Source organism: bacterium (assembly GCA_016699125.1).
Classification (GTDB): Bacteria; Babelota; Babeliae; order Babelales; family Vermiphilaceae; genus AWTP1-30.
In genome coordinates this window covers 157581-175728 of record CP064961.1, presented here as the reverse complement: position 1 = coordinate 175728, position 18148 = coordinate 157581, and the positions used below count along the sequence as shown (strand labels likewise).

General features: G+C 36.7%; 15 protein-coding genes and 1 pseudogene. 7 read left to right on the top strand and 9 right to left on the bottom strand.

Going from position 1 to position 18148, the window contains the following annotated elements; all coding sequences use genetic code 11:
• Nucleotides 1-134: 134 nt before the first annotated feature.
• Nucleotides 135-731, top strand: a complete 597-nt coding sequence (locus tag IPG37_00860) for a hypothetical protein (GenBank protein ID QQR53963.1) — start codon at nt 135-137, stop codon at nt 729-731.
• On the opposite strand, the gene IPG37_00855 is transcribed toward IPG37_00860, so the two are convergent.
• Complete coding sequence (locus IPG37_00855) at nt 728-2137, bottom strand: MATE family efflux transporter (GenBank protein ID QQR53962.1); 1410 nt, start codon at nt 2135-2137, stop codon at nt 728-730. The genes IPG37_00860 and IPG37_00855 overlap by 4 nt on opposite strands.
• Entirely contained in the window at nt 2134-2781 is a 648-nt protein-coding gene (gene rsmG / locus IPG37_00850; protein QQR53961.1) for a 16S rRNA (guanine(527)-N(7))-methyltransferase RsmG, read from the bottom strand. Before rsmG ends, IPG37_00855 begins: the two co-directional genes overlap by 4 nt.
• A gap of 129 nt (nt 2782-2910) precedes the next feature.
• Here rsmG and IPG37_00845 point away from each other — a divergent pair, with 129 nt between their 5' ends.
• From IPG37_00845 to IPG37_00830, 4 genes are all read left to right on the top strand, one after another.
• Complete coding sequence (locus tag IPG37_00845; GenBank protein QQR53960.1) at nt 2911-3606, top strand: hypothetical protein; 696 nt, start codon at nt 2911-2913, stop codon at nt 3604-3606.
• Nucleotides 3607-3700: 94 nt separating this feature from the next.
• Entirely contained in the window at nt 3701-4324 is a 624-nt protein-coding gene (locus IPG37_00840) for an orotidine 5'-phosphate decarboxylase (GenBank protein QQR53959.1), read from the top strand.
• A gap of 69 nt (nt 4325-4393) precedes the next feature.
• Nucleotides 4394-6115, top strand: coding sequence for a hypothetical protein (locus IPG37_00835; protein ID QQR53958.1), 1722 nt, complete (start codon nt 4394-4396; stop codon nt 6113-6115).
• An 86-nt stretch (nt 6116-6201) separates the two neighbouring features.
• Nucleotides 6202-7278 (top strand): hypothetical protein, encoded by a 1077-nt coding sequence (locus IPG37_00830; GenBank protein ID QQR53957.1) that lies wholly within the window; start codon nt 6202-6204, stop codon nt 7276-7278.
• 49 nt (nt 7279-7327) lie between these two features.
• On the opposite strand, the gene IPG37_00825 is transcribed toward IPG37_00830, so the two are convergent.
• On the bottom strand, nt 7328-8365 hold the full coding sequence (locus IPG37_00825) for a hypothetical protein (protein QQR53956.1): 1038 nt from the start codon (nt 8363-8365) through the stop codon (nt 7328-7330).
• A 178-nt stretch (nt 8366-8543) separates the two neighbouring features.
• Here IPG37_00825 and IPG37_00820 point away from each other — a divergent pair, with 178 nt between their 5' ends.
• Nucleotides 8544-9035, top strand: a complete 492-nt coding sequence (locus IPG37_00820; GenBank protein ID QQR53955.1) for a hypothetical protein — start codon at nt 8544-8546, stop codon at nt 9033-9035.
• 20 nt (nt 9036-9055) lie between these two features.
• Here the strand turns inward: IPG37_00820 and IPG37_00815 are convergent, their stop codons facing one another.
• Nucleotides 9056-11347, bottom strand: coding sequence for a hypothetical protein (locus tag IPG37_00815; protein QQR53954.1), 2292 nt, complete (start codon nt 11345-11347; stop codon nt 9056-9058).
• Nucleotides 11348-11466: 119 nt separating this feature from the next.
• On the opposite strand from IPG37_00815, the pseudogene IPG37_00810 reads away from it, so the two are divergent.
• Nucleotides 11467-12419 (top strand): annotated as a pseudogene (locus IPG37_00810) (IS481 family transposase).
• A 9-nt stretch (nt 12420-12428) separates the two neighbouring features.
• Here IPG37_00810 and murB read toward each other — a convergent pair.
• The 5 genes from murB to metG form a co-directional block, all read right to left on the bottom strand.
• Entirely contained in the window at nt 12429-13406 is a 978-nt protein-coding gene (gene murB / locus IPG37_00805) for a UDP-N-acetylmuramate dehydrogenase (GenBank protein ID QQR53953.1), read from the bottom strand.
• Complete coding sequence (locus IPG37_00800) at nt 13403-14311, bottom strand: rhodanese-related sulfurtransferase (GenBank protein ID QQR53952.1); 909 nt, start codon at nt 14309-14311, stop codon at nt 13403-13405. Before IPG37_00800 ends, murB begins: the two co-directional genes overlap by 4 nt.
• 161 nt (nt 14312-14472) lie before the next feature.
• Nucleotides 14473-15240, bottom strand: a complete 768-nt coding sequence (locus tag IPG37_00795; GenBank protein ID QQR53951.1) for a hypothetical protein — start codon at nt 15238-15240, stop codon at nt 14473-14475.
• A 177-nt stretch (nt 15241-15417) separates the two neighbouring features.
• A complete protein-coding gene (gene tnpA / locus IPG37_00790; GenBank protein ID QQR53950.1) occupies nt 15418-15873 on the bottom strand; it encodes an IS200/IS605 family transposase in 456 nt (151 codons plus the stop codon).
• 224 nt (nt 15874-16097) lie between these two features.
• Nucleotides 16098-18023, bottom strand: a complete 1926-nt coding sequence (gene metG, locus IPG37_00785) for a methionine--tRNA ligase (GenBank protein QQR53949.1) — start codon at nt 18021-18023, stop codon at nt 16098-16100.
• Nucleotides 18024-18148 lie beyond the last annotated feature (125 nt).

Here is an 18148-nt window from a genome sequence, read left to right as displayed (position 1 = left end):
CACTTTCGGTTCATTGTATCATAAAAACAGAAATTGAGTAGATTGATAAAAATAAAGCTTACACTTTACAAACTTTCATAATACGGTATAAATTATTTGTAACTAGTAAAAAAATATTACTAATAAGGCCATCCATGAATAGAAACAGATTATTTTTTCTGTACATAGTGTTAACGTTCCACAACTTTTTTATCAATATTTATGCAATGAGCGATCAAAACAAAGAACTCATTCGATTTATCTTAGAACAACAAAGTAATACAACAGGTAACTCTGAACTGTTTTATCAGGACGCAAGAAAGTTCATAGAGACCGGTGGACAATTGTATGACCAACTTTCCAGAAAAGAGTTAAAAAGACTCAAAGGAATATTAAAAATAGCTAGAAAAGACGCTACATTCTCAAACAACATGCCAATACAAAACGTGAAAGAGATTGAAAAGCTGGAAAATGAGATTGAAAAATGCATAGTTTTCAAAGAAAACATAAAAGCTAAAGTTAAAACAACACCAAAAAAAATATATGTACCAACTGAAACTGATAACGGCAAACTGATATCATCGATCCAAACACTGCTACAAGCACAACTAAAAAGCGAACAGCTTTTAAAAATCGTTTTTGCTGCACAATGTATTACACTGGTTTTATCAGCACCTGCCATTAAGGCGTACAAGAAGTTAGTGTCGAAATGTAAAAAGCAAAAGCAGCAAGCTAAACAGCAAAAAGGTTAAGCATTTTCAACAATTGTCGACTTCCATTTTTCTGATCGAAACATCAAAACATATAACAGACTCATAATCCCATTGCCAATATAAAATGATCCGTAGACCAAGAGTATTTTTGATGCGATAGAAAACTGTTCAATCGTACTAAATAGATAGGAAATCGGCACAAAAAAAAGAATGACCACAAACAGTCGAATCATCATAACTATCTGCACATTTCCCGATCCACGTAAAGCAGCTGACAATATAATCTGAGTAAGATCAAAGATCACGCATACACTGATATAAGGAAATGTCTGCAAAACCAGATATGTAAACTCACCCTGTCTGTCAAAAAGGCTCAAAAAAAAATTTGTTTTTACAACCATTACCACTAGAATACCACTCACCATGAATCCAGCTAAAAGTAGTGTTTTTTTTATATTTACCTTCACCGCTTTAATATCGTTTGCGCCGATATCATTGCTAATTAAAAACGTAATGATCTGCGCAAACGCAATGGCAGGCAGAAAAGCCATGCGTTCCATATCTTTAATCGCACTAAAAGCCGCAACCGCCTCGGTTCCCAATGGTGAAATCATTTTTCCCAACCAGATATATGCACACGCAATCGTAGCCTTGTCCAAAATAATAGGCCAACTGATTGTACAAAAACGGTATATTTCATGTTTTGCGTGCAAAATAGAAAACAGTTCAACTCCATATTTGCGGTTCTTTTCATTGAACAGAATATAAAATAGTGCAGCAATAACCATAAAACCGTATTGCAAAATGGTAGCAATCGCCGACCCTTGCAGCCCCATAGGTTCAAAACCAACCTTTCCAAATATTAAAATATAATCAGAAATGGTAAAAATAATTGCACCGGCTACAAAAATTTTCATGGGAGAATGCGTATTTTTGATACCCCGCAAAAAACCAACAAAGGCAAAATAAACAAACATCAAAAGGAGTCCAATCGCCCGCAGGCGCAGATAGGGCGTTCCTATTTCAATGATATCTTCTGAAACACCATACCAGCGATAAATCGAACCTGACCCAAAAAACAGAATGCCCGCAAAAAAAAGTCCTACAAAACAGGTGACCCAAAATGCATCTCGAAGTGTTTCACCTGCTTTTTTGTAATTCTGTTGCCCATTAAACTGGCCACTCAAAACAATGGTGCTTACGGATAAAGCTTCGGCAATTTTAATTCCCAAATGGATAACATTATTGGTCGCACCAAGTGTTGCATATGTTGCAGTGGATTCTAATGCTGCAACAAAAAATGAGTCCAACCAGATTGGCATTGAATATACAATTAAGTTAGTGATAAATTCCGGGATGAAATACCTTAAAATTGCTGCATACGGTTGACCATTTTCATCACTACGAATATCCTCAATATACTGTGAAATAATATTTTGTTTCATTGCTGTTCTTTCATAGGAAATTTTTCGTCCAATACACGTTTCATACGTACTAAAGCTCGCTGTTTTTGCCCAACCTGATAGGGCCATACCAGATCAACAAAGGGCGCAATTTGCCTATCAACCTTCCAGTGACATGAGGCCCAATAAAAAAGCGTTGCCTGATAATATGGCGTAGATGTTTTAAACATTCTTATTAATTCCGAAGGCTGCAAAGATGCCCTGGCGCACACAAGGTCTATCGGATAACTGGTATTTCTTAAAAAGGAGCGCCAATCATACGCACATAGTTCAACATGCTTCAAATTTAATGCTTTAATAACTGCTTCTAAAAAAAGGCACTTTTTCTCATTAACTTCAACTAATACTACACGTAAATCTGGAAAAGCAATTTTAAGGGGCAATCCCGGAAACCCCCCGCCGCTCCCCACGTCAACAAGTCCTTTTGTATGATGCAAATCAACTATACATCCCAAAGAAAGTGAATCTTGAAAATGATCTTGCATGATTGATTGTTGCTCAAGAATAGCAGTAAGATTAAACTTTTTGTTCCATTCTACAAGCAGATTCGCATATTCAGAAAGCTGTTCCCTCTGACGTTCGTCTAAAAAATCTTCTGGTACTATTTTTTGAACCTGACCTGACATAAAAATTTCCCTTATCCACCACACATTACTGTTCATTTTTAAACGAAATGTGGTTTTTATCACACAACAGAAAGTAAACTTTGTATGAAAGTATAAATAACTATCCGCTCACTAAAAGAATAACGGTTTATGAAATTAAAAAAAGCTTTAGTTTCTTTTTTTTATATATTATTTTCAATAGCTTTATCAGCTCAACCAATTATACAGCTCCACTTTGTCCAAGATAAAGATGCGATACAAAAACGAATGCTTAAAAAACTCCAGACAAAAAATCAGCTAGCCTCAGAGCAGTTAAGCAGTCTGATTGGGAAAAACAAAACAGCAGGTTTTTGCGCCTGTTATGCAGGCTTTATTGGTGTTTCAAATCATGAAGGCTATATCAATTTCACCCGCAAGCACGCAACTCCCGTTATTTATCTTGCCATCACACAGGAAATCGTACCTGTAATGAGAGTCGAAAACACGGTAAGTCATTGGCAGTTTATAAAGGATGCCCCGGTCACATTTTACAAATTAACTGCAGATGAACATGCAGCACAGGCCACCTGGAATATTATAGAAATAGAAGTTCCAGAAAACTTAGTCATACCTTCAGAAACTATTATCGTGTTTGGCAATCCAGCGCATTTTTATTTCAGTTCAGATACAAAAGAAAGCAAACATATGACTTTGCCTAACATTGCGTTGCCTCCACTCATGATAACAAAAGAGGCTAATCCGATTAAATCATCGCTCTTTTTACTATCAGTCAGACATCTTTTTGCATCTGCAGAACCAACACAGAACAAACAGTTCAATATGTATCAACTTATCACCCCGCCATAAAAGAGGGTATAAACTTTGATACATATACTAACCGAATAAAATATGTTACCATTATAAAAATTCGCAATATCGTATCATAAAAGGAACGGTACTTATGAAAATGCAAATCTCATTTGACTTAACAGATTTAGAAAAAGCGATTGAGCTAGCAAAAAATGTTGAATCACACGCCGATATATTTGAAATTGGCACATTGCTTGTATATAAATATGGTATTGAAGCAGTCAAGCTTTTCAGGGAAACGTTTCCACAAAAACAGCTTCTTGTTGATACAAAAATCGTTGATCGCGCACGAGAGTCGATAGCCATTTTTGAGCCATTTAATGTACAGTTTCTCACTGTCATGGCAGAAGCAAATAAGGATACTCTGCAAACAGCCTGCACCCATGCTCAAAATGCAAAAATAAAACTGATGCTTGATCTTTCAGATTCCCATACACCAGGGCAATCGGCAATGGAGGCAAAAACACTCGGCTTTCATGGTCTTATTATTCACAACACGGAAGACCACATCGAACCGATGACACTTATTGAAAAATGGGAGATGGTACGAGGCAATACAAATTTACCTATTTTTATCGGCGGCAAAATCAATCGACAGCTCATGCCAACAATGCATACACTCAAACCGGAAGGAATTATTGTTGGATCAGCAATTTTGAAAGCTCAGGATCCAGCAACAGAGGCTTCCTATTTTTACGAAGAATGTCAAAAATAACATGTACTCATTATGATTTTATACGGCCTATCATTAATTCTTTTTTTACAATCATTTATTTTGATTAGTATGGATCGAGAAATTCAACTTCTCAGTACCGTACCACTTTCAAAAGAGGTCATGTTGAATGGACTTGAAAACATGGCAGAGAAATATAAAGAACATGGCAAATCTTATTTTGAAGAACAGATTCCTGATACAGATATTTCGTGCCAAATCATGTCGCTCACAAACCTTACAAACAGGTTAGTTACTGTGTCACCTGAAAATATTCAATGGTACCTAAGGATAGTCACCGAACTTGAGCAGTCAGATTTGAATAAGCTATTTGAACCGCTGGCAAAAAAACAGTTACTCAAGGTACAAAATGAGATAGAACAAGATTGCAAAATCAGTTTTGACACCTCATATCAAAATGCAGACCTATCTTTGGACGATCATTGCAGAAATTTCAGTAAAGAATTATTAAAAATATTCACCTACGCATGGCACATTGATAATGCTAGAAAAGCTATTACAAACAAAAAAAACTGTTTCTTTCGAACTCGAAACTGTAGCGTTTCAGCGAGCCTTAAAATCGATAAAGAGATTTATCATTCGTTGCTGATATATGCTTTTGACAAAAACTGCTTTACAACTGTTCAAACAGTTGTAAAGCAGTTTTTGTCTACTCAATATCAAACATTACTAAAAGCTATGTTGAAAAATGCACAGATACAAGTATATGCATACATCTGCGCTCTCATTGAACAACAGATTACAATACCGGACCACCAAAAGTTTTTTGCACATTTAGAAATGTTGAAAAACAGATCAGATCCATCCTTAATTCAAATCTTTTTGTTAACATTTGATATCACTGAGCAGCACAACGCTTACAAGTTAGATAGCAACACAAGCACTGTTGAACAATTTAAATACATCTTTATGCTAAGTAACATTATAAATCCTACAAGCTTAAATCCTACAAGGAACCAAAAAACTTTCCGTACAATAAGAATTAAAAATAATGTACATAACTCAAAACCGATCTCATTTCCGAGGCCAAAAGAGGACGGGCAATTAGATACTTTTTCAGGCGATCTTTATTTGAATAACATTTGTTTCAATCGATGCAAAACTGAAGATAAGATTCTTTTCGCTTATTGTCTCTACATACTTTTTGACAAAAGCTCTCACTCATCAGCACAGGAAGCCTATTTGGAGCAACAGATAGATAAAACCTTTGAAAGCTATATTCAAAATATACACAACGAAAAGAACGCCATTCTGCAAACGTTAACTGATTTAGAAAAAAAATGTGAGACTACCACTGCATCTGATACTCAATCAACAGAAGCGCTTCCACAATATACATTAAATCGCATTGATTTCAGAAATAATAACAGTTGCGACATAGGATCTTTTGACTACTTCATAAGACATGATCTTACTGATGAAATCAAGAAAGCAAGAAAAGAAAATAATACTATTTCATTAGAACAGATAAAAACTGTAATACAAGCAAACAAAAAATATATTAGCAATAGCCAAATTGAAATCATTAAACAGTTACCTCAAAACGAAATAGACGATTTCATTGACCGGCAGGAAAAACAAATCAATCGATATTCTCAGGCATCTATTGATTTTTCAACCCAAAAATTAGACGAAACTCAAGGATTTTTAAAATTTAAAATGATAAAAAATTCGATCCGTTCTTCTATCAAACCACTCATCTTGTTGACCATCTTCTTTTGTTTTTTATTGAAAAATAGTCGATCTTTTTTATACTTATTAACCCATTTTTAGAGTATAGATTTTTGGACGAATCAATGATATTTTATACTCATAGTTACATATTCACCACCACTACCACTATCAATCAAGGAGTGCTAATGCAAGGTCTAATATACAACTCTATTATGTTATTTCTATTAATCATTCAATGTCAAACTTTTACTTTAAACACAAATATCAAATTAAAACAGGTGAATGCGCGAGCTCAAAGCCTGGATACGTATATCATTGATACCTATAAAGCTGATAAAAAAACCTTTTGTTATAGCATGTACACAAACAATGAAAATGGACAGAATTTTTTATACACCACATTACATTACACGCCAATCGATCTACTGAAAAATATCGATGAAGAAACTGAATATAATGAAATTTTCGCACTACTCGATGCTCCTTCAGAATTCACACAACAAGAATTTGAAGATGCTTGTAGTCTAACTGAAATTGCAAATGAGACCTTTCTCAATCAGATTGATGATCAAGAATTAAAAGAAAAGCTAAGACCTCACCTTGAAAAATCGACAGCTATTTTCCGCAATTTTAACAGTTTCACTGACGAGCAGTTTTTAGATGCCATCATTGATTATTTTAAAGGATATCAAAAAGAACAGTTCTTCAAAAACCCACAGTATCTGAAACTTTTTGAATCGCAAGACGGAACTAATAACCGGATAGTTGAATCGATGCAGGAGAATATAACTCTATTTTCAGAAAAGCCTGAACAGTATCCATCTATCATAAGGCCAATATTGCTGGTGGATGCAATCAATGGGATGAGAAAAATGGGGATGACAATCGAATCTGTGCTGCAAAACGCTAGAATACTTTTTCAAGAATCACAAGAAAACGTTCCTACAAAAGAGTTATTTAGAACAATATTTAATGACGCAAACGTCAAACATATGAAAATATTTGGAATCTCAATTGGTAAAAAACTTGCACGCGCTCTTTTGAAAAAACATCTTGGTACCTCGGCCAAAGCGTATGCAGAAAAAAAACGGAATGAGTTGGATACGGTTATTTTGAATGACATAGCCGCAATGAATCTTACTTTTGAAACGGCACAAACAGTACAACTTGATGAAAATACCACCTGCACCATTGAACCGTTTTATAACCATTTAATGGAAAAAACAACACTTGATATTACCTGTAAAACAAAACTTAACTAACTAAAACAGGCGGACAGACACAAAACGCTGTTCGCCTGTTTGTTTTTTCTTATTGCTTTTCAGCAAGCTTTTTCTTTTCTTCGGCACGTTTTTGTTTGAACTTATATGCTACCCAAGCAATAGCTCCGGCAATCATCGCACCTGTTCCAAAGGCACTCATATAAATGCTATTCAACCCGAACAGCAACGGTTTATAAGCAGCTTGTCCAAACAAAGTGGTTGCAAGTTTTTCAAACGGATGAAGCAACCAGGGCACCTGATTTTTATCTTCTAAATCAGAATAATCGTCATATCCTGGTAGTGTTGAGGTTATTTTGGGGTCAATATAATTTGCATAATAACAGGATGGTGGAACTATATTCTCTCCAACAAACGAATCCCAGTTTTTGTTACAATAAGGCTCACTAGAGACAAATCCTACAAGCTTGACTCCGTTCGCCATCGGCACTTCTGAAATAACTTCCTTTTCAGAACGCACTTTCTGTTGCTCTGCAATATCGGTCCCGTATTTTAAAAGATCAACAAACCTTTGTCTTTTTGTCTGTGCAATTTCACTAAATTTTTTCGGATCATGCTCATAGCCCTCTTTTGCCGCATATGCATCGACTGTTTTGATCATATAAGATCGGATTTTTTTACTGAAAGCATCATCATTTCTAATCGCCTCTAATCTTATGATATCATTATATAAAATAAAGGAGTTGTTTTTATTGTCATGGGCAAAAGCCTCGTACGATTGACCAGCCTGCAACGCTTTTGAAACCTCAAAACCTTGCTCCATGATATGCTGATAGGGTAGTTGAGCATGACTTGATCGGTCCTTTAGTCGACCAACAAAAATATCCTTATATTCTACATAAAAATTTTGCACAATCAGATCAATATTGTTTCTTGCCATTATCCATGCGTCTTTTTCTGAAATTGTTCGCGTACCAGTTAGTCCAAGAAAATGCAACCATGGTAGCCCATCACAATAGATTAGCTCTTGTATCCAGCTACGAGCAAACTCTTTTTGAGGATTTGTTTGCACAAAAGAAGCAAAACAGAGGCCCAAAGGCAACAATGCCATTTTGATAAAACGTTTCATTTTAAACCTTATTTTGATACTACTTAGCTTAATTATAATTAAAATTTAAAAATTGTCAATTTTTTATTAAAATATCGAACAAGGATCGTTTTTTGCTTGAAAAATAAAATTTACAATGTATAATTAAACTAATGTGATAATTTTAAATTTTAACTTTTTTAAATACATGCGGATACATATGAAGAAAATTATAATAGCAGGTATCATGACATCAGCTCTTTTTGGAGCAGAACCGGAAAAAACCTCATATGGAGAAAGAATTATTAAATACACTCTAGCACCTGATACCCTGCTCCAAGGTGGCTTGACTTACCTTAGTTCGAGAATAGAAGCTGAGTTTTACAATGATGCGATAGAAAAGAATTATAATAATACAGTAGAAAAAACATTGATAGAACCAGCAAAAAATATGAATACACATGAGTTTCAAGAACACTTAAGAAAGAATGCAACATTGCGGGGAAAAGATGCACCATTAATCAAAGCACTAAATCTATCACCCACAGAAGCCAACTTTAATGCAAATGCAGAGGCTTTTCAAAAAAATATTCATAATTTTCCCCAATATATGAAACAAAAACACATAAGAAATCTGCTGAGACCAGGCAAATATGGACCTCTCTCTTTATTAACTGGAGCTTTCATGTACTGGGCGTACCTTCCTAACTAATCAAAAAGTCAATGGTGAGATTAAAAAAGTCCTCTCACAAAACCAGCCAAGAACTGCACAAAGGTTGATGAAACCAAAGCATTCCACACCTTGTTTAAAAATACTAAAAACGCATTCTGAGCTTCTGGTTCAATCGGAGTTGCAGGTGAAATTGGAGTTGCTGATTGTTCAATTGGAGGAACGGTTGGTTCAACAGGATTGATTGTTGCAGTTTCTGGTTTTACTTGACCTGATAATCGATTATTTTCATCACTCACTTCAGGAACTATTTCATGAAGTGTTTGGACCTCAGGAATTTTATCAACCGGCATTTGCTCTGTATTGATATTTTGTGTTTCTGTCAACCTGTTAAGATCAGTTGATTGGTCAAATCGATTGGTATCCGTTTGATTAACTCCGCCACCATCGCTTTGTCCTGCAGTTGACTGATCATCCGTACATTCATTCGCTTCAGTACCACCACCCGTGAGCAATAGCACAGGTGCTTCAACTATCTTTTCAATTTTTCCTCCGTCAGCATTCCCCTGACCTATTGTTTTGTAAAGCTCGGTATACAATATTTCTAATGCTTTATCTGTGCTCTTCAATAATGACTCAACAACGTCCTCAAACTGATCGTCGTTCTTGATAATTTTAAAGTATAACAAGTCAAGAAGATACTGAAGTGCGGATACTTTTTTATCTACCTCACCTTTATTTTTTATCACTATCTCTTTATTAAATAATATCATCAATTTTGATTCATCTTTACGAACACGCTGTATAATATCATCAACGCCACTCACCGAAGCAAATCCCCAGCGTAACTGTAAACTTGTTGGCACTTGATAGCCACCATCTTTTAATGTTTCAAAATCATTCTTTACAGCGCTTTGTAACTGAGGTAACAGTAATTCTAAAATGTTATATTCATCAACCAATAGACTTTCAATTGCTTCTTTTAAATGTTTTTGACTATCCAAAAAAACACTTAGACTTGAAATAGCTGAGATATAGTCGTTTAAGAATCCGTTTATAGCTTCATATTGTACTTTTGATTCAAAAAGCGAGCCCTCAACATTCAATAAATGCGTCAACTCCAAAAATGAAGTTACACCCAAAAGCGTAGTTTTACACGTATTAAATATAGTACGTTCTTTTTCATTCAATGATTTGTAAAACCCTCCTATCATCTCTTGCTCATCCGTTTTTTTAAATTTTAAAATCATTATCCTACGAAAAAATTTTGCCAAATATCTATACACAATTTGCGGATCATCATTTTTCAAGTTATTTGCAGCCTTCGTATCCCTCTCTACCTCAAGCAAGCTAGCATCAACCATCATCTTTACAGACACGTTTCCACCTTCAATCTCGGCAAAAGCCTGAGAAATAGTGTTACGCATCTTTTGTAACTCAGTTGCCATTAAAGGCTCTAAGTCTTTCAAATGCTTGGCTATGCAACTCTGAAGAAAATTTGAAAGACTTTTAAAAGATTCGGCATCAAAACTTTTTTTAACTTGGGTGTTTTCAATATACTGTGGATTATAAAATGCGGGGTTAATAATATTTAATGTGTCAGTGTTACTTGAATATAACGTTTTTGCAAGCCAAGTTCGGTCTATTTTTTTACCTCTAAAACAGAGTTCGCCGATCCAATCATCAAACATTCCTTCTCTAAAATCAAAAAATGGCGTATGAATGTTTTTCTTAAGTGGTTTTGAACTATCAAAAAGCTCTGCACGATGCTGGCACATGGCAAGTTGTTGGAAATAATTAGAATATTTACGAGCTTCCTGATATCCACTATATGTAGTCCACTGACGAACTCCAAGGTACAAGGTCATCGGCACCCATTGACTATAAAACACCTTATTTTCAGCAGTCGAACCTATTAAGGTTGTAAAATAAATATCAGCCTGAGCTCTCCCTTTTTTTGGTTGCACAAGATTTTTTAATAAAGTAAACCAGTTCAAAAAATCAAAAAAGACTCTCGCTTCGTATACTTGAACATGTTTTTCAAAAATAGTTTTAAATACAGAAAGTGGCACTTTAAACATATTAATATTTTTCTCAATATTCTGATCCCAATTTTCATCTATCATTTGATTCCATAACTGAACGAATGGCATATTGATATTAAAATTTTGGTTTGCCATAGCAATTATCAGATCATTTTTTTGTATTTCTTTAGATGCGAGGCTAGCAAGTGTTGTAGTTTGGATAGGAATAGTAATTTGATGCATTGCCCAAATGAAGGCCGTGCAACCAAATGACAAGCGAATAACCACATGGAATACTGAAAAAAAAGCGCTAAAAAAATCATTCAACACAAAACGCTCCTAGCCAAATTACAATCTGAATAAGCTAATCATAACAAAGCAGCTAATTGTTTGGTCCCTGAGAATTATGGTGTATACTACGAAGATAATGATTTATGGAGAAAAAACTTATGGGACAAGTATTGCATCCAAAGGCCAGAACGACAGAGGCTGTGCGTAGAGAGATCCGTAATAGTAAAGAAAGTATAGTAAAAGCAGCAAAAAGATTTAATGTCAACCCAAAAACAATAATGAAATGGAGAAAGCGAAACGATACAAAAGATCTGCCAATGGGCCCCAAAAAGGTAAAATCCACGGTTCTTTCAGAAGTTGAAGAGGAAACAATAGTAGCATTCAGGAAAACGACGGGGCTGCCTTTGGATGATGTTTTATATAGCTTACAAGAAACTATTCCTCATTTGAGCAGATCGAGTCTTCATCGTTGTTTGAAGCGTCATGGCTGTTCTGTTTTACCTAAACAATCGACATCAGCTTCTGCGACAAAAAGAAATTTAAGCAGTATCTCATCGGTTATTTTCATATAGATATTGCAGAAGTAAGAACAGCTGAAGGTAAGTTGTATCTGTATGTCGCAGTCGATAGAACATCAAAATTTGCGTATGCAGAGCTTCATGAAAGTCCTACCAAATTGATTGCGGCAGGGTTCCTACGCAATCTTATTAAAGCCGTCCCATACAAAATACATAAAATACTTACAGATAACGGTATTCAATTTACTAATCATGCTCATCATACAAAGGCATTGCCTCACATCTTTGAGCGTGTTTGCAATGAACATCAGATAGTACACAGAAAAACCAAAGTGAAACATCCTTGGACCAATGGGCAGGTTGAGCGAATGAATAGAACTCTCAAAGATGCTACTGTAAAGACTTTTCATTACGCTTCAAATTGCGAGCTAAAGCAGCATTTGCATTCCTTTTTAATGGCCTTTAACTTTGCTAAACGCCTCAAGGCTCTCAAAGGCAAAACCCCTTGGCAGTTTATTTTAAATGAGTGGACAAATCATCCAGAATATTTTACACTCGATCCAACCCATTACTTATTGGGATCAAACAGCTAATGTCAATCTTTAAACACCAAAAATCGTTTTATCAATACCCAAAAACTGGCATTCCGGCTGCAACAGCAGCCCGTATCGCTTTTTGACAATCTCCTGCATCTGCAAAGCAAGTTCAATAATCTGTTGGCTGGTCGCAGTACCATCGTTGACAATCATATTCGCATGCTTTTGCGAAACAACTGCACCACCAACACGCAGGGAGCCTTTAACACCTACTGAATCAAGATAATAGGCTGCGGACAACATCTTTTTGCCATTGATTTCAAAAGGAACTTCACTTTCCCGAAAATTCCTGAAAAAACAGCCACACGTATTATTTTGTGGATATTTAAACGCTCGATGCCTGATAATCTCAACACTTCTGCCCTTTGCATACGCAGCCTCAATTTTACTGACATGTTTGACTGCAAAGGTTGCTGATGCCAAATAGTGGGTTTTTGTATGAAGTTTTGAATAATCATACCTAAAATCAAACCATTCGGCACCAACAACTTCAAGTTGCGCAGTTTTGGCATGAATGAGCTTGGCGGAAACCAAAAACTGCTGCAACAAAAACTCAAAATAATGCAGATTTATATACACAGCTCCACCAACACTGCTGGGAATGCCACTAAACTCTTCAAGTCCTACAAAATTTCGCTCCAGACACCAGTCAATCAACGTGGCCATTGAAACACCAGCACCTGCAACAATATGTGCAATATCGGCCCGATTTTCAGTTGTTTGAATAATCTCATTGAGCTTGGGCTGAATGACAAGCCCTGCAAATCCATCATCGCTTACCAGAATATTGGCACCCTGCCCTAACATAAAAAGCGGTACTGACTTTTGAATGGCAAAGCCAATAGTAGCCTGAAACTGCTCAGTGGTTGAAGGTGCGGCAAAATACCATGCGCAGCCGCCCGTTTGAAACCAGTTTTTATCTTTTAAACTGACATTTTCCTGAATAAGCCCATCAAAACGATCAAACAAAAGGTGCTCATTCATACTTTTACTACTTTAAATTCAGGACGGATCGGCACGGCCGCTTGACTGACCAGGGTTTGACATGCTGGCCCGCATGTACCATGAAACTGCTGTTTGCAGCCTTGACAACAGACAAAATGTTTATTGCAGGATGCATTCAGACAGTTGTTATATTCATCGCAGGTCTTTTGACACAACGCACAACGGCTCAAAATATCCTCATTTGAAGCAACTGACAGACGACCGTCAAAAACATAGTTTTTACCACGAAAAAAACCGTCTGGATATTTTTCAATATACCGATGAATGCCACCTTCCAACTGATAGATCTTTTTGGCTACATTCTTGACATTCAGATAGGCAGTTGCACGCTCACAACGCACGCCACCGGTGCAGTACATCAAAACCTGCTTGTCCTTAAACAGATCGATGTTTTTATCAATATAGTCAGGAAACTCTCTAAAATATCTAATATCCGCTTTAAGCGCACCCTGAAACGCACCGATATCCGATTCGCACCTGTTTCTCGTATCCAAAATAACAAGATCCTCTGGATTTTTGTTTAAAAGTTCATGAACCTTTTCTGGCATCAGATGCTGCCCACCCTGCTTAATTGTCAAAACAGCAGGGTCAACGCCCATGCGCACAATCTCATTTTTTACTTTAATAGAAAGCCGTGGAAAACAGTCTGCACCACCCGCACTTTCTTTGAAATCGATCGATCCAAACAGCTCATGCTGCTCCATTAATCGTTTGTATCGCTCAATCTGCTGGTCTGTGCCACCAAGGGTACTATTAATGCCCTCGTGCGCAATAATCACACGACCTTTCAACTGCAAATCCGAACAGATTTTCTGCTGCCACTTTGCAATGCGCTTTGGATACTGAATATCGACATATTTGTAAAAAAGAATAATTTTGCTCACGAAAGCCCCTTTAAATCTGTAACATTTAAAATGGATATAAAAACACACCAGTTTTAAAAGTAGCTCATTTTGCCTCTTTTTACAAATTTGAAGAGCAAAAAAGCGAGGCTGAAAACGGTGTACTATTTTCAGTCTCGCTTATGTTTTTAATCAACTTATTATTATTCTTCAGCTAAGTGACTTTTTTTTCGCCCTTTAACATAATCATCAACCTGTACATGAAAACTCATCTGATCATAAGCTTTTTGAGAAACTAGATCAAGGTTTTTACGCAACTGGTTCAACTCTTCCATCGAGCTATTTTCTGATGACTGATTTGCAGCCATACGCTTACCCTCAGTAATACTAGCCTTTAATGTATGATAATCAACTACTATATTTTTCAAGTCTTTAATCTGCGCATAGCTTAAATCTGAATATCGTTGCTTTATAAACTGCTCATTGCGTTTTTCTGATCCATAGTCAAAAAAACTGAACTCTTTACCAGTCTCAGGTTCTTTTACACACATATCTATCAGATTTTTATCTTTATCTTCTTGAAGATCATAGGGTCTAGAATGCTGCGTCCATACAAAAGGCGCCGGAGTTTTATAAGTCACTGCTGTAAGTTCCCATTTCAATAGTTCAGACTCTGGCAAACCTACAATATTTTTTTCACTTTTTTCAAGCTCAGCTTGCCTGATTTTCAAAATATCAGCTGCTTCTTTTTGCTTGTAGTTGATACGTGCCACTAATCTATTTTTTTCATTTAACTCTGGCATTCGATGCTTTATTATGGGCGCCGAATATTTTCCATTTTTTTGGTACAAACTTTTTGCATTGAATAGAAACAACTTATTAAAACATTGTTTCAATAAACCAAAATTACCAAACTGATTGCCCGTCCACGCAAAACAAACAAGAACCATTACTTTTTTATACAATTTCATTATATTATGACCTTCATGTAATAGGAAAAAATATAAACATCCACTTTGACACTGCAAATGTCTATTTTTTATCATATTAAGAAATAGACATTTCTTCAAATTTAGTTATAACGCCCTCATAAAATGAGGGGCTTAGCGGATGGGAGCAGTCTCGAAGACTGCCAGATAAAAAATATACTAAGTCGTTTTAAAATTCACCGGATTCATCGTAACCAAGAGAATCAAGTTGATTTTGGTTTTGATGTAAGCGTATATCTGTGCTTTTTCAAAACCAACAGTAGAAACAGCATAACCTCGTGCCCACAATCGTTCACCGTTAAAATTCCTTGCTCTTCCACCAAACCTTCGCGCAACAGCTATCGCACTTTTACCTTTGATAAATCCTACAACTTCTGCTACAGAATATTTTGGCGGTATACTTATCAACATATGAACATGATCCTGAACCATATTCCCTTTCTCTATTTTACATCCTTTTTGACTCGCCAATTCATGAAATACTTCCGCCAAAAATTGCCTGACTTTTCCGTACAAAATTTTCTTCCGGTATTTCGGAACAAATATTATGTGATATTTGCAGTTCCATTTCGAATGACTTAAACTTGCATATGATGATGTTGTTCTGTTTTCCATTGCTAATTCCTATTGTTGGCCCGTCAAGCCCAACAATAGTTTATCATTTCTACAACATCATCTTTCTTCTTGAATCCGGGGGCCGAGCCTTGACAGTCTCACCAGTCTAACTGGTGGTTTACCTATCGATCAATTATAATTCAAATAAAAACAGAAAACTCAAGTGGAAACTAATAGAAAGATTTCATACGAAGTCCAACCAAACAATACGTATCGATCAATGTTTATTTTAATATCGTTCCATCTTCAACATGTTGTACTGGCCGTACAGGAATCGGTTTTGCAGTCGCATCCTGTGCACACAAGATCATGCCCTGTGACTGAAGACCGACCATGGTGCGCGGTTGAAGATTATAAAGAAAAATGAACTGCTGCCCGACAAGCCCTTCCGGTTTGTAAAACTGTTTAATACCACTTACAATCTGACGTGTACCACAAGCGCCAAACGAAACAGTAAGTTTTAATAACTTATCCGTCTTTTCAACCGGCTCGCAGGCAATCACCGTACCGGCACGCAGCTGTATCTGTGCAAAAAGATCGATACTAATTGCTTCATCCGATTGATTTTTTTGCGGCATATTTTCCTGTTTTTGCTCTGCAGGTCCTGGAGCGGTCGACTCCTGTTCCCGTTGTATTTTTTCAAATAACGGTTTTTGCAGATTAAAATGAAAAGTCATATTCCACGGCATATCTATCGATACTTTCGTTCGCTCAGTCCTTGAAGCACCAAGCTGCACAAAAAGCTCCTCCATTTTGGTGGGCATTACCGGCAAACATAACGTTGCAATCGTATACAATGCATGGGCCGTCGCACTCATGACTTGCGCAAAAAGTGCCTGATCTGTTTTTGCACACTTCCATGGTTCCTGCTCATGAAAATAGGCATTTGTCTGATTGACAAACTGCCAGAGTCGCGCATATGCCAGATGCAGCTGAAACTCATCGGCATGGTTGAAAAACTGTTCTATCATCTCGTCTGCACTTTTCTGAAGTTTTTCAGATTCTGGCGACCAGCTTGTCGGCATAGGGATATGCTTTAATCCATTTTTGTCTGCAAGCATAATCATGCGGTTCAGAAGATTGCCCAGATCATTTGCCAGATCTGCATTAATGGAGTTTTCAAGGAGCTGAATGTTAAACTCCCCATCCTGATTGAAAGAAAGATAGCGAATCATGAAATACCGAATACAGTCTGGATGATAGTTTTGGGCCAACTCAACCGGATCAACGACATTGCCCAACGATTTTGACATTTTTTGATCATTGACCTTAATCCAGCCATGCACCAGAAGCTGTTTTGGTGCTTGTAGATTGGCTGCCATCAAAAGAGCAGGCCAGAACACACCGTGAAATCGCACAATGTCTTTTGCCATCACCTGAACATCTGCAGGCCACCAGGTGTCAAACAGTACCTGATCTTGACCATAACCAACACCGGTAATATAGTTACACAACGCTTCAATCCAAACATACAAAACGTGTTCAGGATCATCAGGAAACGCAACGCCCCATTTTACCGAAGTACGTGAAATAGAAAGATCTTTCAGTCCAGCTTGAACAAAACTGATCACCTCCTGCGCACGCTCTTTTGGCATAATAAAGTGCGGATTTTGCTCATAAAACGTAAGCAGCCGCTGTTGATAGGCCGATAACCTGAAAAAATAGCTCTCTTCTTTTAACCATTCCGTTTCACGATTACACAATGCATGCAGAGGTTTTCTGTCTTGTGTAGCCGATTCTGCCTCTTTTTCGGTCAAAAAAGTTTCACACGGCACACAGTACCAGCCTTCGTATGAACCTTTGTAAATATCTCCTTTTGCCAGCAGTGCACGAACCAGTTTCTGCACATTCTCTTTGTGTGATACATCAGTGGTCCGTATAAAATGGTCATAATCGATATGATAGAGCTGCCAGGCATGTTTGTATGCAGGAATGAATGAATCAACAAACTCTTTTATATCTTTTCCCGCTTTGGCAGCCGCTGTTGCAATTTTTTGACCATGTTCATCAGTTCCGGTCAAAAAAAACGTTTTTTTACCATCAAGTTTTGCTATTTTTGCAAGCACATCAGCAACCACTGTTGAATACAACGAACCAAGATGCGGCTTTGCAGTGGCATAATAGATTGGCGTGGTGACATAAAATTTCATAATGCAACTCACTGTGCCCAGACATAACGCCTGAGGATTTATATTTAAAATAACAGTTTTTCACATAATACAATGTACCGCCAAATAGTATTCAAGTCAAAAAACATACTTTGGCAACAATACGA

Bases quoted from the DNA above. Each gene is read 5' to 3' on its own strand.
- rsmG (QQR53961.1), bottom strand. From the start codon at position 2,781: ATGTCAGGTCAGGTTCAAAAAATAGTACCAGAAGATTTTTTAGACGAA.
- IPG37_00855 (QQR53962.1), bottom strand. From the start codon at position 2,137: ATGAAACAAAATATTATTTCACAGTATATTGAGGATATTCGTAGTGAT.
- IPG37_00835 (QQR53958.1), top strand. From the start codon at position 4,394: ATGGATCGAGAAATTCAACTTCTCAGTACCGTACCACTTTCAAAAGAG.
- IPG37_00825 (QQR53956.1), bottom strand. From the start codon at position 8,365: ATGAAACGTTTTATCAAAATGGCATTGTTGCCTTTGGGCCTCTGTTTT.
- IPG37_00845 (QQR53960.1), top strand. From the start codon at position 2,911: ATGAAATTAAAAAAAGCTTTAGTTTCTTTTTTTTATATATTATTTTCA.
- metG (QQR53949.1), bottom strand. From the start codon at position 18,023: ATGAAATTTTATGTCACCACGCCAATCTATTATGCCACTGCAAAGCCG.
- IPG37_00860 (QQR53963.1), top strand. From the start codon at position 135: ATGAATAGAAACAGATTATTTTTTCTGTACATAGTGTTAACGTTCCAC.
- IPG37_00840 (QQR53959.1), top strand. From the start codon at position 3,701: ATGAAAATGCAAATCTCATTTGACTTAACAGATTTAGAAAAAGCGATT.
- IPG37_00795 (QQR53951.1), bottom strand. From the start codon at position 15,240: ATGAAATTGTATAAAAAAGTAATGGTTCTTGTTTGTTTTGCGTGGACG.
- murB (QQR53953.1), bottom strand. From the start codon at position 13,406: ATGAATGAGCACCTTTTGTTTGATCGTTTTGATGGGCTTATTCAGGAA.
- tnpA (QQR53950.1), bottom strand. From the start codon at position 15,873: ATGGAAAACAGAACAACATCATCATATGCAAGTTTAAGTCATTCGAAA.
- IPG37_00830 (QQR53957.1), top strand. From the start codon at position 6,202: ATGCAAGGTCTAATATACAACTCTATTATGTTATTTCTATTAATCATT.
- IPG37_00820 (QQR53955.1), top strand. From the start codon at position 8,544: ATGAAGAAAATTATAATAGCAGGTATCATGACATCAGCTCTTTTTGGA.